Annotated in this window: 14 protein-coding genes; 4 read left to right on the top strand and 10 right to left on the bottom strand. The window is 61.7% G+C overall.

Annotation, left to right across the window (positions count from 1 at the left end; translation table 11 throughout):
• Positions 1–2: 2 nt before the first annotated feature.
• From AC3WN7_RS07795 to AC3WN7_RS07785, 3 genes are all read right to left on the bottom strand, one after another.
• Positions 3–311: a hypothetical protein gene (locus tag AC3WN7_RS07795; RefSeq protein WP_007973571.1), complete on the bottom strand. Its 309-nt coding sequence runs from the start codon at positions 309–311 to the stop codon at positions 3–5.
• 248 nt (positions 312–559) lie between these two features.
• Positions 560–994: a DoxX family protein gene (locus tag AC3WN7_RS07790; protein ID WP_095966389.1), complete on the bottom strand. Its 435-nt coding sequence runs from the start codon at positions 992–994 to the stop codon at positions 560–562.
• 103 nt (positions 995–1,097) lie between these two features.
• Positions 1,098–2,519 (bottom strand): MltF family protein, encoded by a 1,422-nt coding sequence (locus AC3WN7_RS07785; protein WP_095966388.1) that lies wholly within the window; start codon positions 2,517–2,519, stop codon positions 1,098–1,100.
• Between the two features lie 224 nt (positions 2,520–2,743).
• On the opposite strand from AC3WN7_RS07785, the gene AC3WN7_RS07780 reads away from it, so the two are divergent.
• From AC3WN7_RS07780 to AC3WN7_RS07770, 3 genes are all read left to right on the top strand, one after another.
• Positions 2,744–3,553 (top strand): TatD family hydrolase, encoded by an 810-nt coding sequence (locus AC3WN7_RS07780; RefSeq protein ID WP_102674249.1) that lies wholly within the window; start codon positions 2,744–2,746, stop codon positions 3,551–3,553.
• Between the two features lie 204 nt (positions 3,554–3,757).
• Complete coding sequence (locus tag AC3WN7_RS07775; RefSeq protein ID WP_102674250.1) at positions 3,758–5,239, top strand: methyl-accepting chemotaxis protein; 1,482 nt, start codon at positions 3,758–3,760, stop codon at positions 5,237–5,239.
• Between the two features lie 221 nt (positions 5,240–5,460).
• Positions 5,461–5,826 carry an Mpo1-like protein gene (locus tag AC3WN7_RS07770; RefSeq protein WP_102674251.1) on the top strand — a complete coding sequence of 122 codons (366 nt, stop codon included), beginning with the start codon at positions 5,461–5,463 and terminating at the stop codon, positions 5,824–5,826.
• Here the strand turns inward: AC3WN7_RS07770 and AC3WN7_RS07765 are convergent, their stop codons facing one another.
• The 3 genes from AC3WN7_RS07765 to AC3WN7_RS07755 form a co-directional block, all read right to left on the bottom strand.
• The gene (locus AC3WN7_RS07765) at positions 5,827–6,624 is read right to left on the bottom strand and encodes an acyl-CoA thioesterase (RefSeq protein ID WP_102674252.1); all 798 of its coding nucleotides are present in this window, start codon (positions 6,622–6,624) and stop codon (positions 5,827–5,829) included.
• 233 nt (positions 6,625–6,857) lie between these two features.
• Complete coding sequence (locus tag AC3WN7_RS07760; RefSeq protein ID WP_102674253.1) at positions 6,858–7,616, bottom strand: CHAD domain-containing protein; 759 nt, start codon at positions 7,614–7,616, stop codon at positions 6,858–6,860.
• 100 nt (positions 7,617–7,716) lie between these two features.
• Positions 7,717–7,995, bottom strand: a complete 279-nt coding sequence (locus AC3WN7_RS07755; protein WP_095966382.1) for a hypothetical protein — start codon at positions 7,993–7,995, stop codon at positions 7,717–7,719.
• A gap of 221 nt (positions 7,996–8,216) precedes the next feature.
• Between AC3WN7_RS07755 and AC3WN7_RS07750 the strand changes: the two genes are divergently transcribed.
• A complete protein-coding gene (locus AC3WN7_RS07750; RefSeq protein WP_095966381.1) occupies positions 8,217–9,254 on the top strand; it encodes a patatin-like phospholipase family protein in 1,038 nt (345 codons plus the stop codon).
• A 143-nt stretch (positions 9,255–9,397) separates the two neighbouring features.
• Here the strand turns inward: AC3WN7_RS07750 and AC3WN7_RS07745 are convergent, their stop codons facing one another.
• From AC3WN7_RS07745 to kdpB, 4 genes are all read right to left on the bottom strand, one after another.
• Positions 9,398–10,087 (bottom strand): response regulator, encoded by a 690-nt coding sequence (locus AC3WN7_RS07745; RefSeq protein WP_095966380.1) that lies wholly within the window; start codon positions 10,085–10,087, stop codon positions 9,398–9,400.
• A gap of 48 nt (positions 10,088–10,135) precedes the next feature.
• Entirely contained in the window at positions 10,136–12,787 is a 2,652-nt protein-coding gene (locus tag AC3WN7_RS07740; protein ID WP_095966379.1) for a DUF4118 domain-containing protein, read from the bottom strand.
• A 131-nt stretch (positions 12,788–12,918) separates the two neighbouring features.
• A complete protein-coding gene (gene kdpC / locus AC3WN7_RS07735; protein ID WP_095966426.1) occupies positions 12,919–13,464 on the bottom strand; it encodes a potassium-transporting ATPase subunit KdpC in 546 nt (181 codons plus the stop codon).
• A gap of 139 nt (positions 13,465–13,603) precedes the next feature.
• Positions 13,604–15,670 (bottom strand): potassium-transporting ATPase subunit KdpB, encoded by a 2,067-nt coding sequence (gene kdpB / locus AC3WN7_RS07730; protein WP_102674254.1) that lies wholly within the window; start codon positions 15,668–15,670, stop codon positions 13,604–13,606.
• Positions 15,671–15,676: the final 6 nt, after the last annotated feature.

Genomic DNA, 15,676 nt, shown 5'->3' with positions numbered 1-15,676 from the left:
ACTCAAGGGCGGGTGATCAGCCCTTGCCGGGCAACGCGAGTCAGTTGCCTGATCACTTCGGGAGCGTCTTCGAGGCTGGGGGATTGAATCACTGCCAGATCAAAACTGTCGTCGGCGAAACGGGCGAGAGACTCACCGTCTTCGACAAACTGGATCAGAAAGGCAGCGGGACCGCCGGTACGACGTGGCCAGCCATCGAGATAACGCAAGAGCGTCGGCTGATGTTTGCCGCCAAGCAGGATTTTTGGATTGCGCTGGGTGAGATGTGCCGTGATCGGCGCGGGACGTACTACCGGGTTTAGTGCATTCATTGTGTCGTGTCTCTGCCTCAAAAGTCTGCATGGCAGGTGAGAGGCAACACCGAACCAGCGCTTTAGCGGTATTTCGAAGCCTGTTCCGGCTTCTATCGGCAACTGAATGAGTCACCTGGCGCCCCGCAAGTAGCTGTTTAAATCGGCGCATGAGCAACATCCTAGAGAAGCTGACTGGACAGTGTCAAGAATGACGCTCAACAAAAAAGACCCGCACGAGGCGGGCCTTTTTCCTTGAACCAGAGCGGTCAGCCGGCGATGACACGGTCCGCCGAGAGTTTGCCCGCACCTTCGATCAACACCGCGATACTGCCACCGAGCAAGGCCAGGGCGAATTCATAACCGTTGTTGGCCATGAACAGTCCATTGCTGATGTGCACCGAGAAAATCGCGACCAGCGACAGGAAGACCAGGCCCAATGCAGCCGGGCGAACCAGTAAGCCGATGATCAGCGCCAGGCCGGCAAAGAATTCGGTGCCGCCCGCCAGTGCCGCCATCAGGTAACCCGGCGTCAGTCCGAGGCTTTCCATGTACTGTGCGGTTCCGGCCAGACCATAACCACCGAATGCCCCGAAGAGTTTTTGCGCGCCGTGAGCGGCGAAAACAATGCCGACCACGATGCGCAGAACGGTCAGGCCGTAGCCAGCGCGGGTAAACAGTACCTTGTTGATCAGAGTGCTCATGCTGTTTAAATCCTTGTCAGTGTGTGTGGGTTGGGCGCCATATTAATCAATAAATCACATGTTAAAAGCGGAAAAAACCCACTATTACAATCAGATTAGTTGATCATTTGCGAGAGACAACCTTTTGTCCCTGGGGCTCCAACGACTCCCGCTCCCGGTCGAACGCCAAGTAATACTTGTTCACGCTATTAACATAGCTGACAGGCCCCATACCCACCTGCTCCATGGCCACGCGTTCGACCTGGAAGAACCACTGGTTGGGATTCAAGCCTCGCCGCCGGGCTTCGGTGCGCATGCCCTGAACCCGCTCCGGCCCGATGTTGTAGGCCGCCAGCACAAATGCCATGCGTTCTCGCTCGTTGAGTTTCGGGCTGGCAAAGAACTTGCGCCGGATCATCGCCAGGTACTTGGCCCCGGCCTGCACATTGCCGTCTACGTCCTGAATATTGCTGACCCCCACCCGCTGCGCCGCAGAAGGCGTGATCTGCATCAGGCCGGTCGGGCTGCCGCCACTGCGGGCGGTGGGCTGCAACGCTGACTCCTTGAAGGCCAGCGCCGCCAGGTTCAGCCAGTCCATGCCCTGGGCATCGGCGTGTTTCTGCAGCACCGGCCGGAGTTTTTCCAGGCGCTGGCGGTCCGTCTTGGCCAGCGGATAGTGCACTTGATAGAGACGGCGATAGATGCGCAGGAATGCAGCGTCCTGATCCGATGGTTTTTTGTAGACGGTGAGGAAGCGATTAATGCTGGCCCGCAGCATCGACGCATCGCGGCGTACGAACCAGAACTCTTCGCCCGGCTCACGGATGACGACCTGCTTGTCAAAACGCAGCTTGGGCAGGATCTTGCCCCAGCGTTCGGCAATCGGTTGCTCGACGATGGTCAGGTGAAAGATTCCACCCTGGACCATCTCCAGTACGTCCTCGACGGCAAGGCTCGGATCGACCCACTCGACGTTGACCGGCGGCAGTTTGTGCAAGGCGAGCTTTTGATTGATCTGGCTGACGGCATCCCCGGCGGCGCTGCCGGCGGGTAACGCCAGGGTCTTGCCGGAGAGCTGTTCAAGCCGGGTGTAGCGACGTTCGCCCTTGATGCCCACCAGGACCAGCGGGATGTTGCTGGCAATCGGCTCACTGGTGCTGACGGCAAAGCCCGGTTGCAGATCGAGCAACTCGCCTGGCGCCACCAGATCGCCCTCCCCGCGCTGCAAGGCGCCGAGCAGTTGATCCTTGGCCTTGGGAATGATCTTGAGGGTGATTTCCTGACCGTCACGGGCGTGGCCGTTGAGGTATTGCTCGAACGCTCTCAGACGATGGTATTCAACCCCGATCGCCTGCCCCTGGACTTCGCCGGAACTGTTGCGGCTCTGGTTGACCAGCACCCGCAGCACACGACTGCTGCGGATCTGCGCCAGGTCGCGCACCTCGCTGGCCGGTACGGCTTGCAGCGGCCCGGGCAGACGCGCGACCGCCGTCATCGGCAGTAGCAGCGAACAACACAGCAGTAGCAAAACCGAGGGACGAATCATCCACTCTCCGGAAAGAATATGAGGCCGCGTCAATGAAACGCGACGACAAAAACAGGGTGCCCAGGGCGCTGACAACGGGCGAAAGACCGGCACAATGATGGCAAAACTACCAAGCCAGCCTGGTCCGCGGCTCAAGAGACAGCGTTAACCCGTTGTAGTTCTTGGCTTTTCTTATAAATCCACGGCTCTGATATGCTTTCCGGCCTTTGGGCCGAGGTAGCACCATGCAACTCATCGATATCGGCGTCAACCTGACCAACGCCAGTTTTGCCGACAAACACCAGGCCGTACTCGACCGCGCCTACGCGGCCGGCGTGTGCCAACTGGTGCTGACCGGCACCAGTGTCGAGGGCAGCGAACAGGCCCTTGAGCTGTGCCGGCAACTGGACGCAAGCAATCAGCGCCTGTTTGCCACCGCCGGTATTCACCCTCACTGCGCCAGCGACTGGAACGCCGACAGCGCCAGACGTTTGCGCAGCTTGCTTAACGAGCCGAATGTGGTGGCCGTGGGTGAATGCGGGCTGGATTTCAACCGTGATTTCTCGCCACGCCCGCAGCAGGAAAAGGTGCTCGAAGAACATCTGGCCTTGGCCGTCGAATTGCAGTTACCGGTTTTTCTGCACGAACGCGACGCCAGCCAGCGTCTGCTGGAGATCCTGCGCGACTTCCGCGACCAATTGCCGGCCGCGGTGGTGCACTGCTTCACCGGGGAGCAGAAGGCGCTGTTCAGCTACCTCGACCTCGACCTGCACATCGGCATTACCGGCTGGATCTGCGACGAGCGCCGGGGCACGCATTTGCATCCGCTGGTCAGGGAGATCAAGCGCGGACGCCTGATGCTCGAAAGCGATGCACCGTACCTGCTGCCGCGCAGCCTGCGCCCCAAACCGAAAAACGGGCGAAACGAGCCGGCGTACCTGACCGAAGTATTGCGCGAAGTGGCACTGCATCGCGGGGAAAGCCAGGAGGATCTGGCGGCGCACACCACAGCCTGCGCACGGGCGTTCTACGGCTTGCCCTCCATCCCACAGTAAACACAGAACCTCCTGTGGGAGCGGGCTTGCTCGCGAAGAGTCAGTTTCAGACACCAAGGATGTCGACTGATACCCTGCTTTCGCGAGCAAGTCGGATCGCCGCACCGCCGCTCCCACATTGACCTGTATCAAAATCCGAATTCTGCATAGCGGCACAATAATGGCACCTTGCCAAAACTGTTTCCGCTATCAGAGAAGACCTCCATGGGTGCCTGGCTTAGCAATATCTCGCTGAAATACAAATTCTGGGCGGTCAACGCCGTCGCGTTCGTCACCACCCTGTTGTTGGTGCTGTACGCGGTGCAGCTTGAGCAGCAGGCCCGCAGTCACGCCTCCCAGGCTTCAGCCCAGGCCCAGGCGCGATTGCTCGAAGCCTGGCCCGCCGGGCAACCGCTACCCAAAATCGATAACCTGCTGACGTTCAATCGCGGACAAGCGCCTTCGCTGTTTGAACAACCCATTCCCGAGCTCATCAATGCAAACGGCTGGGTCGAGATCAACCCGATGCCGCTGTTCGGTGACAACCCGTTGATGGGCGCCGAAGTGTTCGCGCGCGCCGACGGGCAGCGGGTCGCCGTGATCGCCCACGGTCCAAGCCTGGGCCAGGTGTTCAGCGAGCGCTTCGCCCACTACGCGGTGGCGGTGTTCATCCTGATGCTGGCGATGCTCGGCGCATCGCAGCTGTTGATCCGCTTCCTGCTCAGCCAGCTCAACACCTTGAAGGACGTCATGTTGCACGTGGAGAAAACCGGCGACCTGTCGACCCGCGTGCCATTGGCTTGCAGCGACGAAGTCGGGCAGATGGCCAACGCCTTCAACGCCATGCAGGCCGGTTATCAACGGGTGGTCAACACCGTCGCCAGCACCGCCCGGCAACTGGATATCGGCGCCGCGCGGCTGGCGGCGAGCATGAATGAAGTGCGCCACGGCATGCTCGGTCAGCAAAGCGAAACCGATCAGGCCGCGACGGCGATCAATGAAATGACCGCCACGGTCTATCACATCGCCCAGCACGCGGGCGCCACCCGTGACCTTTCGCAATCGGCCGATACCCTGGCCGGTAGTGGCCAGGAAGTGGTGACGCGGGTGCAGCGCTCGATTGCCGGGCTATCCACCGGCGTGCAGCAGACCGCCGAGATGATTCAACGCCTGGCCGAGGACAGCCAGAAGATCAACGGCGTGGTCAACGTGATTCACAGCATCGCCGAACAGACCAACCTGTTGGCGCTCAACGCCGCCATCGAAGCGGCCCGGGCCGGCGAAATGGGGCGCGGCTTTGCGGTAGTCGCCGATGAAGTACGTAACCTGGCCAAACGCGTGCAAGCCTCCACGGACGAAATCACGATCATGGTGTCAGCGTTGCAGGCCGGTACGCGGGATGCGGTGGATTTCATGCAAGAGAGCTCGTTCAAGGCCGATGACTGCGTACGACAGGCGCAAGAGGCCGGCGCAGCCTTGGCTGAAATCACCGGCGCAGTGGCACAGATGCGTGAAAGCAACACGCAGATCGCCGTGGCGGCCGAGCAGCAGAGCCAGGTGGCGGAAGAGATGAACCGGGCGGTGGTGAGTATCCGTGACGTGACCGAGAACACGGTGCAGCAGACGGTTAATTCGGCGACCACCAGCAACGAGCTGGCGGCGCTGGCCGGGGAGTTGAGCAAGGCGATAGGTCAGCTCAAACTTTGAGGGCCTCTTCGCGAGCAAGCCCGCTCCCACAGGTGACCGCGTTCTTTCATAGGAATACGCTCAAAATGTGGGAGCGGGCTTGCTCGCGAAGGCGTCAGAACTGGCACCATCAATTCCAGTCATGGCACCTATCAAGCCAATAGCCAGCCTTGATTCGCCGCCGGCGTTGGCCGGGCCTATTCTTCATTACATGTGTTCAACATGGATCGAGGATCAGCATCATGGGCAAACGTCACCCCAACCTTCCCGCCTGGCAATGGCGAGCGTACCCGAACAATCATCAGCACCCGACCAATCTGGTGTTGCACCTGATCGCGGTGCCGCTGTTCATCGTCGCGTTTCTGCTGATCGTATCCGGGGTCTTCAGCCTGAGCCTGGCCAACATCGCCATTGGCGTGATCGGCGTGATTGCGGCGATGGCCCTGCAACGCCACGGCCACAGCATGGAAACGCAAGCCGCCGAGCCGTTCAGTGACCGCAAGGATGCAGTATCGCGCCTGTTGGTCGAGCAGTTTCTGACCTTTCCGCGGTTCTTCCTCAGTGGTGGCTGGTGGCGCGCCTGGCGTGAGCGCCACCGCCGTCACTGATCAGGCGAACACCGTCACCGTCTGCCGGCTCATGGCGATCAACCGGCCATCGGCGCTCCACATTTTCGCGGCGGCATGCCCGTAGCCGTCCGCGGCGTGCTCGGTCTCGACGAGGTATTTGCACCAGTCCAGGGTGGTCAATTCCAGCAGCGGTTGCACGAACTCGATGGTCCAGGTCAGCGTGCTGCCCATCGCCGGCTTCTTCAAAAACGGCATCAGGGCCGGCGGCCAGGCGTCCACCAGTGCGAGGATATGCGCCTCGCCGATGGCCTCCTCCTTGTCATCGCCGCGCAAGCGCACCCAACCACCCATTTGCCGCGATGTGCTACCGCTGAACGGCAACCCGCCTACACTCCAGCGCATCGCCAGGTGCCGCATGAACTCCGGGATGACGCCTTCGATAAAAGGCAATTCCTGGCACTCGTCCCAGTGCTTCATTTCAGGTGCCGGTTCAGCGGCCACGGCCACTACCGAAGGGCGCGAAGCGCCAAAGCTCCCCTGGATCAACGTCACCACCTGGCCCTTCTGCATCACCCGACCCAATACCTGGCTGACCGCCTTGCCTTCGCGCAATACGTCGACTTCAAAGCTGACTGGAACCTCGGGCTCAACCGGGCCGACAAAGGTGATCGCCAATGAACGTGCCGGGCGATCCGCTGGCACCCGGGCACGCATGGCTTCGTACTGCAAAGCCGCCACCACGCCACCGAAACTGGCGCGCCCCTGACCCCAGGAAGCCGGAATGGAGAGCTCCAGCGGCTGGCTACGGACAGCGTCAAGCAGTTCGGAAAAACGCATGAAAACCTCGGGGATCGGAAAAAGATGAGGGGATCTTAACCATCTGGCGAGAGGGATACATCGCCTATTCCGGACAAATTGACTGACAGATAAGTCGCGCTGGTTTCATGTCGAACACAAAACACCTGTGGGAGCGGGCTTGCTCGCGAAGACGGTTTGTCAGTCACCAACAATGTCCGGGCTGATGGCCTCTTCGCGAGCAAGCCCGCTCCCACATTTGTTCGGTGGTGATCTCAGGATTTGAAGCAATCGCGACTGAGCTTTTCCAGCACCCGGTCCGCACGGCTTTCTGCCTCGGCCATGGTGGCTGTCCAGACCGCGACACAGGGCTGCAAATCCGCTTCCTGTTCAGCCATGGCCAGCCATTGCACGCAATCGTGCCAGTCACCCAGCGCGCCCTGGGCCGATTTCAATCGGGGCATGGCCGCTTTCGGTAAACGGTCCAGCTCGGGGTAAGCGTCGATACCATAGCGCACGCGCTTGATCAGCAGGCGTAGCCGATGACGGTCGTGGGCCGGGTCGTGCAGTGCTTCGTCGAGTTTTTTCCACTGTTTGCCCAGACGCTTTTCGATACGCTTGCGCAGGCCCTTGAGCAATCCCTGGCGCTGGGCTGCGCGCAGAAAACGCGGAAACGCATCGAGCACGATCAGCAATTGCGCGAGCTCGGGACTGGCCGCAACGGCCGGATAGGCTTCGGCCATTTGCGCCATGCGCCACTGTGCAGCGTGAGGTTGACCGTGCTCAAGCAGGTACGCCGCCAGCACTTCGCGATCACGCAACGGCGTGGTCAGATCGCCCACCCGCGAGGCGGCCGCTTCCAGTTGTTCGACACCGGGCAACCCGAGCAAAGGCCGCAAAAGGCTGCGTAACCGACGCATGGTTGTGCGCAGATCGTGTAAAGCTTCAGGATCAGTCCGCTCTTTCAAGCGGGCCTGACAGGCCAGCAGACGAACTTCCAGGCCCAGGACATGAGCCACCAGCCGATCGATCATGGGGGTTTACTCCGTAAACAGCGCCAGGCTGCAAGCTACGAGCTGCAAGCCCGATGAGTCATGCAACTCGTAGCTTAGAGCCTGCAGCTGCTTTTTGCCTTCAACGCCCCGCGCGCGATTCACGAATATAGAAACGAGCCTTCTCGGCTTTCCTGGTGCAGCCTTCGAACCCTTCGAATTGCTGCTGGGTCTTGGCGGCGGTCAACAGCGACAGGGCCTTGGAGTAGCTGACAGTCCCGGCGAAACCTTCGACTTTGGCCAGGTCCAGTTCATGCCATGCCGCATCCAGGTTACTACCGCAACTGTCGCGGTAGGCGGTCTTTCCGGCACAACCGGCGAGTGCCAGGGCAATCAATGGCACACAGATCCAGGCTTTCATCACTTACTCCTCAAAAATAGGTCAACAGTCATGCAGGTAAGACGGTCTAGCACCTGAAAAGTGCCGTTGGTCCGCTGTGCGAACTATAGCGCTGACGAGAACAACCCTGTGCCGCCATGGAGTGTCGAAAATACGACGCTCTTGCCCCCTCGAACGACCATGACCGTTGAAGCATGACCCTCGATGGGTGCATTGTTGAAGCATTCAAACGAGGGCGATTCATGAAAAAGCGTGTCGCACTGGTATTGGGCTCGGGTGGAGCCCGGGGTTACGCACATATTGGGGTCATTGAAGAGATCGAACGGCGCGGCTATGACATTGCCTGTATCGCCGGTTGCTCCATGGGCGCAGTGGTGGGCGGGATCTATGCCGCCGGCAAACTCAACGATTACCGCGACTGGATCGAGAGCCTGGACTATCTCGACGTGTTGCGCCTGGTGGACGTCAGTTTTCGTCTGGGGGCGATTCGTGGCGAGAAGGTGTTCGGGCAGATTCGCAAGATCGTCGGCGAGATCAACATCGAAGACTTGCGCATCCCCTATACCGCCGTTGCCGCCGACCTGACCAACCAGCAGGAAATCTGGTTCCAGGAAGGTTGCCTGCACCAGGCGATGCGCGCCTCGGCAGCGATTCCCAGCCTGTTCACCCCGGTGATGCAGGGCAACCGCATGCTGGTCGATGGCGGCATTCTCAACCCGCTGCCGATCGTGCCGGTAGTGTCGAGCCATTGCGACCTGATCATCGCGGTCAACCTCAACTCCACCAACCAGCGCCACTATCAATTGCCGGTGATCCAGCGCCCTGCCGCGTTCAAGACCCGCTTCGACAACCTGATCAGCTCTGTCGGCTCGAAGTTGCCGTTCCGGCGTAAACAGGCGGAACAATTGTTGATCCTGGAGCAGGAAGCGTTGAAAGCCGAAGGTGCGGATTTCAATCCGTGGATCGAGTCCGCCGAACCCGAAGCCCAGCAACCCGCTGCAGCTCCGGAAGCCAGTGGCGCGCCCCGCTCCGCCGCCGGCTCGTTCATCATCGACAACGTCGGACCGGCGTCCTTGCTCGACTTGATCAACCAGAGCTTCGAGGTGATGCAGACGTCGTTGGCGCAGTACAAGATTGCCGGGTATCCGCCGGACATCCTGATCAACGTGCCCAAGCGCGTGTGCCGGTTTTTCGAGTTCTACAAGGCGCCGGAGCTGATCGCACTGGGACGGGAGATTGCGCGCGATACGCTGGATCGGTATGAGAATGAGCAGAATTGAAAGCCTGAAAGTTCTCGATTGAATGTAATGCCCTCTTCGCGAGCAAGCCCGCTCCCACAGTGAATCTTTGGTGTACACAAAATCCCATGTGGGAGCGGGCTTGCTCGCGAAAGCGCCAGATCAGTCACCACAAAATTTCAAAACTACTCACTCAACAACCGATACCCCACCCCCGCCTCGGTCACGATAAACCTGGGTTGGGTCGGGTCATCCGCCAGTTTCTGGCGCAAGTGCCCGACCACGATGCGCAAGTAGTGAGTGTCTTCGGTGTGTGTCGGCCCCCAGATGTCCTTGAGCAATTGCTGCTGGGTGATCACCCGCCCCGGATGCCGCGCCAGTTGCGCCAGCACGGCGTATTCCTTGCGAGTCAACGCGACTTCGATACCGTCGAGCAATACCCGGCGATACGCCAGGTCGACCGTCAAAGGACCGAAGCTCAGCGCCGCTGGCTGGGTTTCGCCGACGGGCGCCTGGCGCAGCAACGCACGAATCCGCGCCAGGAATTCCTGGATGCCGAACGGCTTGGTCACGTAGTCATTGGCGCCGCCATCCAGGGCCTCGACTTTCTGCCCTTCACCGGCGCGCACGGAGAGCACCAGCACCGGCACCGTCGACCACTCGCGAAAATCGCGCAATACCTGTTGGCCGTCCATATCCGGCAAGCCGAGGTCGAGCACCAGCAAGTCCGGTTTGTTCAATGCAGCCTGGGCCAAGCCTTCACTGCCCGTGCCGGCCTCCAGCACTTTGTAGCCCTGGGAAACGAGGCTGATGCGCAGGAACTTACGGATCTGCGGTTCGTCGTCGATGACCAGGATGGTCGCAGTCTGGCTCATGAATTCACATCAACAAAAAGAAGTGGCAAGAGAGTAGCGCAAGCACGATCAGGCTTCACTCTCGTATCCCGGCTGAGCCTGGAGCGGCAGGTGCAACGTGATGCCGGTGCCGCGCCCCTCGATGCCGTCGGCGACGCTGATACGCCCGCCATGGGCACCGACCATACCCTGACAGATCGCCAGCCCCAGCCCGGTACCCTGCCCACCACGATCCCCTCGCGCCGCGGTGTAGAACATGTCGAAAATCTTCGCCCGATCTTCCTCCGGAATCCCCGGGCCCTCATCGCTGACCGAAAAGAACAGCTCACCGTCGTCGGCCCCGGCGCACAATTGCAAACGCCCGTGGGGCGGCGAGAACCGCGCGGCGTTTTCCAGCACGTTGACCAATGCCTGTTCGATCAGCGCGGCGTGCACATACAGCAGCGGTAACTCAGCCGGCACGTCGGTACTGACTTGCAGCGGCGCAAGGACTGCACGCAGGCGATTGAGCGCACTGCCGACGATATCGGCCGGTGACACCCAGTCCCTCGCGAGCTTCAGGGCTCCGTGGCCGAGACGGGTCATGTCGAGCAGATTCTGGATATATCGATCAAGGCGCTCGGCTTCATCGCGGGTGCCTTCGAGCAGTTCACGCCGGTCCTCCAGCGGGATCGCTTCACCCAGGGCCAGCAGGCTATCGATACTGCCGCGCATGGACGTCAAGGGTGTGCGCAAATCGTGGGACACCGAAGCCAGCAAGGCACTGCGCAACTGCTCGGTTTCACCGTGCAGCCGCGCCGCTTCCAGATCATCGGCCAGTTGCGCCCGGGCCAGCGCCTGAGCCAGCGGCTGGCTCAGCGCGGTCAACAAGCGACGGCGCTGGCCGGTCAGGGTCTGGCCTTCCTTGGCGCACACGCCAAGCAGCGCGAGCGGGCCGTCCTCGACCGATAACGGCCACCACCACCAGCGGCCGAACGGCAAGGTACCGGTGCCCGCACCTGCCGGTTGATCGTGCTGCCAGGCCCAATCGGCGGCGGCGCGCTCAGCTTCGGTAAACGCCAGCGGGCCACCGGTTTCGACTTTCCAGCCGCTCTGCCCGTCGCGATTGAGCAGACACAGCTGCACGTCGCTCCAACCGTTGAGGTGCTGGGCGGCCGCACTGACCACGGCTTGGCGGTCGGTGGCGGCTGTCAGTTTGCGTGACAGGTCGAGCAATTCAGTGGTCTCTTCCTGGGTATCTCGCAGTGCCTGCAATTGCCTGCGCTGGCGCGCCGCGAGGTTGCCGGTGAGGGCTGCCATCAGCAGGAAAAACAGCAAGGTCAGCACGTCTTCTTCGCGCTGGATGCTGAAAGAGAAATTCGGTGGAATGAACAGGAAGTCATAGGTCAGGAACGACAGCGCCGCACAGGCCAGTGCCGGCCCGAGACTGCTGCGCACCGCCACCAGCAACACGGCGGCGAGGAACACCAGTGAAATGTTGGGCAGTGGCAGAACGCTCGCCACGGCCCAGGCCAGGGCGCTGGCCAGAACCGTCGCGACCACGGCCAGCGCGTAGTCGAACCAGACCAGTGACCCCATCGACCGCTGATGGGGTTGATGCTGTTGGTGATCGCCGTCGAGAACGTTGATTTCCAGTCCGCGCGCATTGCGCAGCAGCCGCGCCGCCAGCCCGCCACCGAACAGGCGTCGGCGCAATCTCGGCCGGGACTGGCCGACCAGCACCAGGCTGGCACGACGCTCGGCGGCATGCTGGATCAGGGTTTTCGCCACTTCACCGGCGCGCAGCAACACCACTTCGCCGCCCAGGCGTTCGGCCAGTTGCTGGGCGCTCTGCAGGCGCAGGCGGGACTGTTCGTCACGCACGCGGCCGTTGTCCACGTGCACCAGGCTCCAGGGCAGGTGCCGCCGCTGGGCCACGCGACTGGCATGCCGTACCAGACGCTCGGCCTGGGCATCGCCGTCCACCCCTACCAGCAAACGCCCGCGCACCGCTGGCGCCGCTTGTCCGAGTTGGCGATAGCCCAGGGCCAGATCGTTATCGACCTGAGCCGCCGCGGTTTGCATCGCCAGTTCGCGCAGGGCTGTCAGATTGGTCTGGGAAAAGAACGCGTCGATGGCCGCCCGCGCCTGCTCCGGCACATAGACCTTGCCATCGCGCAGGCGCTCGAGCAGTTCCCGTGGTGGCAAGTCGATCAGCAGCAGTTCGTAGGCTTCTTGCAGCACCCAGTCCGGCAAGGTCTCACGGACCTGCACGCCGGTGATACCACGCACCTGATCGTTGAGGCTTTCCAGGTGCTGGACGTTGACTGTCGTGTAGACATCAATGCCGGCGGCGAGCAGCTCCTGAATGTCCTGCCAGCGTTTTTCGTGACGGCTGCCGGGTGCGTTGGTGTGCGCCAGTTCGTCGACCAGCACCAGCTTCGGTTTGGCGAGGAGCAGACCGTCCAGGTCCATTTCTTCGAGCAACACACCACGGTATTCCGAGCGCACCAACGGCTGCTGCGGCAAGCCGCTGAGCAGTACTTCGGTTTCCGCTCGGCCGTGGGTTTCGACGACGCCGGCAATGATCTTCACGCCTTGACGCAGTTGGGTGTGGGCCGCCTGGAGCATGGCGTAGGTCTTGCCGACTCCAGGCGCGGCGCCGAGAAATACCTTGAGCCGGCCACGGCCATCGCGGGGCAGGTCTGCTAACAGCGCGTCGGCGCGGCCGGAGTTGCTCATGCTTGGAGTTCTCGTCTTTCAGATGTTGATGTAGTGATTGTCAAACCGTCTTCGCGAGCAAGCCCGCTCCCACAGGAGTACGCATTCCAATTGTGGGAGCGGGCTTGCTCGCGAATGGCAGCACCACGGACCTAAAGCTTTTCCAGCGCCAGATTCAACTCAAGCACATTCACCACCGGCGGGCCTACCAATGGCTGCTCGATGTGCGCGTCCAGCAGCTGTTGCAGTGACGCGACCGGCAGATTGTGCGCCGCCGCGACACGCGCCAGTTGATAGGCAATCGCCGCCGGTGGCAAGTGCGGATCGAGACCGCTGCCCGACGTCGTGACCAGCGCCAACGGCACGGGTCCCTGGCCGGGCACCAGCAGCTTGCCGGCTTCGTCGATCACCCGCGTGGCCAGGGCCGGGTTGCTCGGCGACAGGTTGCTGGCGCTGCTCGATACAGTGGCAAAGGCACCGGCCGAAGGACGCGGGTGGAACCAGGCGTCGCCGACGAAATCCTGGGCGATCAGCGAGGAACCGCGGACCTTGCCCTCGGCATCGCGCACCAGGCTGCCGTTGGCCTGATCCGGGAATACGACCTGGGCGACGCCGGTAACCACCAGTGGATAGGCGACGCCGGTGATCAGCGTCATCAGGACCAGCAGGCTCAGGGCCGGGCGTATCAATGTGGACATTTCAAAATCCTCGAATTCACGGAAAAAACCTGTAGGAGCGAGCTTGCTCGCGATGTAATTGAGAGCGCCGCGTACAGTCAGCAAGCACGCGTCATCGTTAACCACCATCGCGAGCTCGCTCCTACAGGGGCGTGTTCAGTCAAACCAGATGCAACGCCGTCAACAGCATGTCGATCGCCTTGATGCCCACGAACGGCACCAGAATCCCGCCCAGGCCATAGATCAGCAGATTGCGTCGCAACAGCGCCGCCGCACTCGCCGCCTGCACGCGCACACCGCGCAATGCCAGGGGAATCAGCACCACGATGATCAACGCGTTGAAAACGATCGCCGACAGAATCGCGCTCTGCGGACTGCTCAGGTGCATCACGTTGAGCACGCCCAGTTGCGGGTAGATCGCGGCGAACAGCGCCGGCAGGATCGCGAAGTACTTGGCCACGTCGTTGGCGATGGAAAAGGTCGTCAGCGCACCGCGGGTGACCAGCAATTCCTTGCCGATCTGCACCACGTCCAGCAACTTGGTCGGGTCGCTGTCGAGGTCGACCATGTTGGCCGCTTCACGTGCCGCTTGGGTGCCATCGTTCATCGCCATGCCGACATCCGCCTGGGCCAGTGCCGGGGCATCGTTGGCGCCGTCGCCGCACATGGCGACCAGACGACCGTCGTTTTGTTCGTGACGAATGCGCGCCAGTTTTTTCTCCGGCGTGGCTTCCGCCAGCACATCGTCCACACCTGCCTCAGCGGCGATGGCGGCTGCAGTCAACGGGTTGTCACCGGTGACCATGACCGTGCGAATGCCCAGCTTGCGCAACTCGGCGAAACGCTCGCGGATACCGGGCTTGACCACGTCCTTGAGGTGGATCGCGCCGAGCAACTTGCCCTCGGCGCAGACCAGCAAGGGGGTGCCGCCGCTTTGCGCGATCTTGTCGATTTCGCGGGACAGGGCCGGTGCCAGGTCCGCACGTTTCAGGCCGACGAAGGCCAGCAATGAATCCACCGCCCCCTTGCGGTACACGCGCCCTTGATAGTCGACACCGGACAAGCGGGTTTCGGCACTGAACGGCACGGCTGTCAGCAGGTCGGCGGACGGTTCCGGTTGCGGATGAGTGCCACGCAGGTACTCGACGATCGACCTGCCTTCAGCGGTGTCGTCGGCCAGCGACGCCAGCAACGCGCCTTCGGCCAATTCCCTGGCTGTCACGCCTGGCGCGGCATACACCGCCGAGCAACGACGGTTACCGAAGGTGATGGTGCCGGTCTTGTCCAGCAGCAGGACGTGCACGTCCCCCGCCGCTTCCACCGCACGACCGGACTTGGCGATCACGTTCAGGCGCACCAGACGATCCATACCGGCGATACCGATGGCCGACAACAGACCGCCGATAGTGGTCGGAATCAAGGTGACCAACAGTGCCACCAGGAACACCAGCGGCAGGCTGCCGTTGGCGAAGTGAGCGAACGGTTGCAGGGTGACGACCACCAGCAGGAAGATCAGGGTCAGGCCGATCAGCAGGATGTCGAGCGCCACTTCGTTCGGGGTTTTCTGGCGTTTGGCGCCTTCGACCAGGGCGATCATGCGGTCCAGGGTCGACTCGCCAGGGTTGGCGGTGATCCTCACCAACAGCCAGTCGGACACCAGCCGTGTATTGCCGGTAACGGCCGAGCGGTCGCCGCCGGACTCACGAATCACCGGTGCCGACTCACCGGTAATCGCCGCTTCGTTGACCGCTGCGATACCTTCGAGCACTTCGCCGTCACCGGGGATCATCTCCCCGGCTTCGACACGCACCACATCACCTTTGCGCAGGCTGGTGGCCGGCACTACCTGAAAGGTGCCATTGCTGGTTTTGCGCCGGGCGCTCAAGCCTTCGCTACCGGCCTTGAGGCTGTCGGCACGGGCCTTGCCACGACCTTCGGCCAAGGCTTCGGCGAAGTTGGCGAACAGCACGGTGAACCACAGCCACACGGCAATTTGCGCGGCGACGAAGGTCGGTACGGCCGTATCGGGAATGAAGCACAGCACGGTGGTCAGGATCGCGGTCAGTTCGACCACCAGCATCACCGGCGCACGTTGCAATTGCCGTGGGTCGAGCTTGACGAAGGCTTGCACCAGCGCCAGGCGCCACAGGGCCGAGATCGCGGTTTTCGGGGCTTCGGCCAACTTGGTCGGTGATGCAGGTTTTGAAGCTGGAACATGCATATTCATGATGGA

The sequence above is a fragment of the Pseudomonas sp. FW305-70 genome (assembly GCF_058783925.1).
This window is presented reverse-complemented; position numbering and strand designations above follow the sequence as displayed.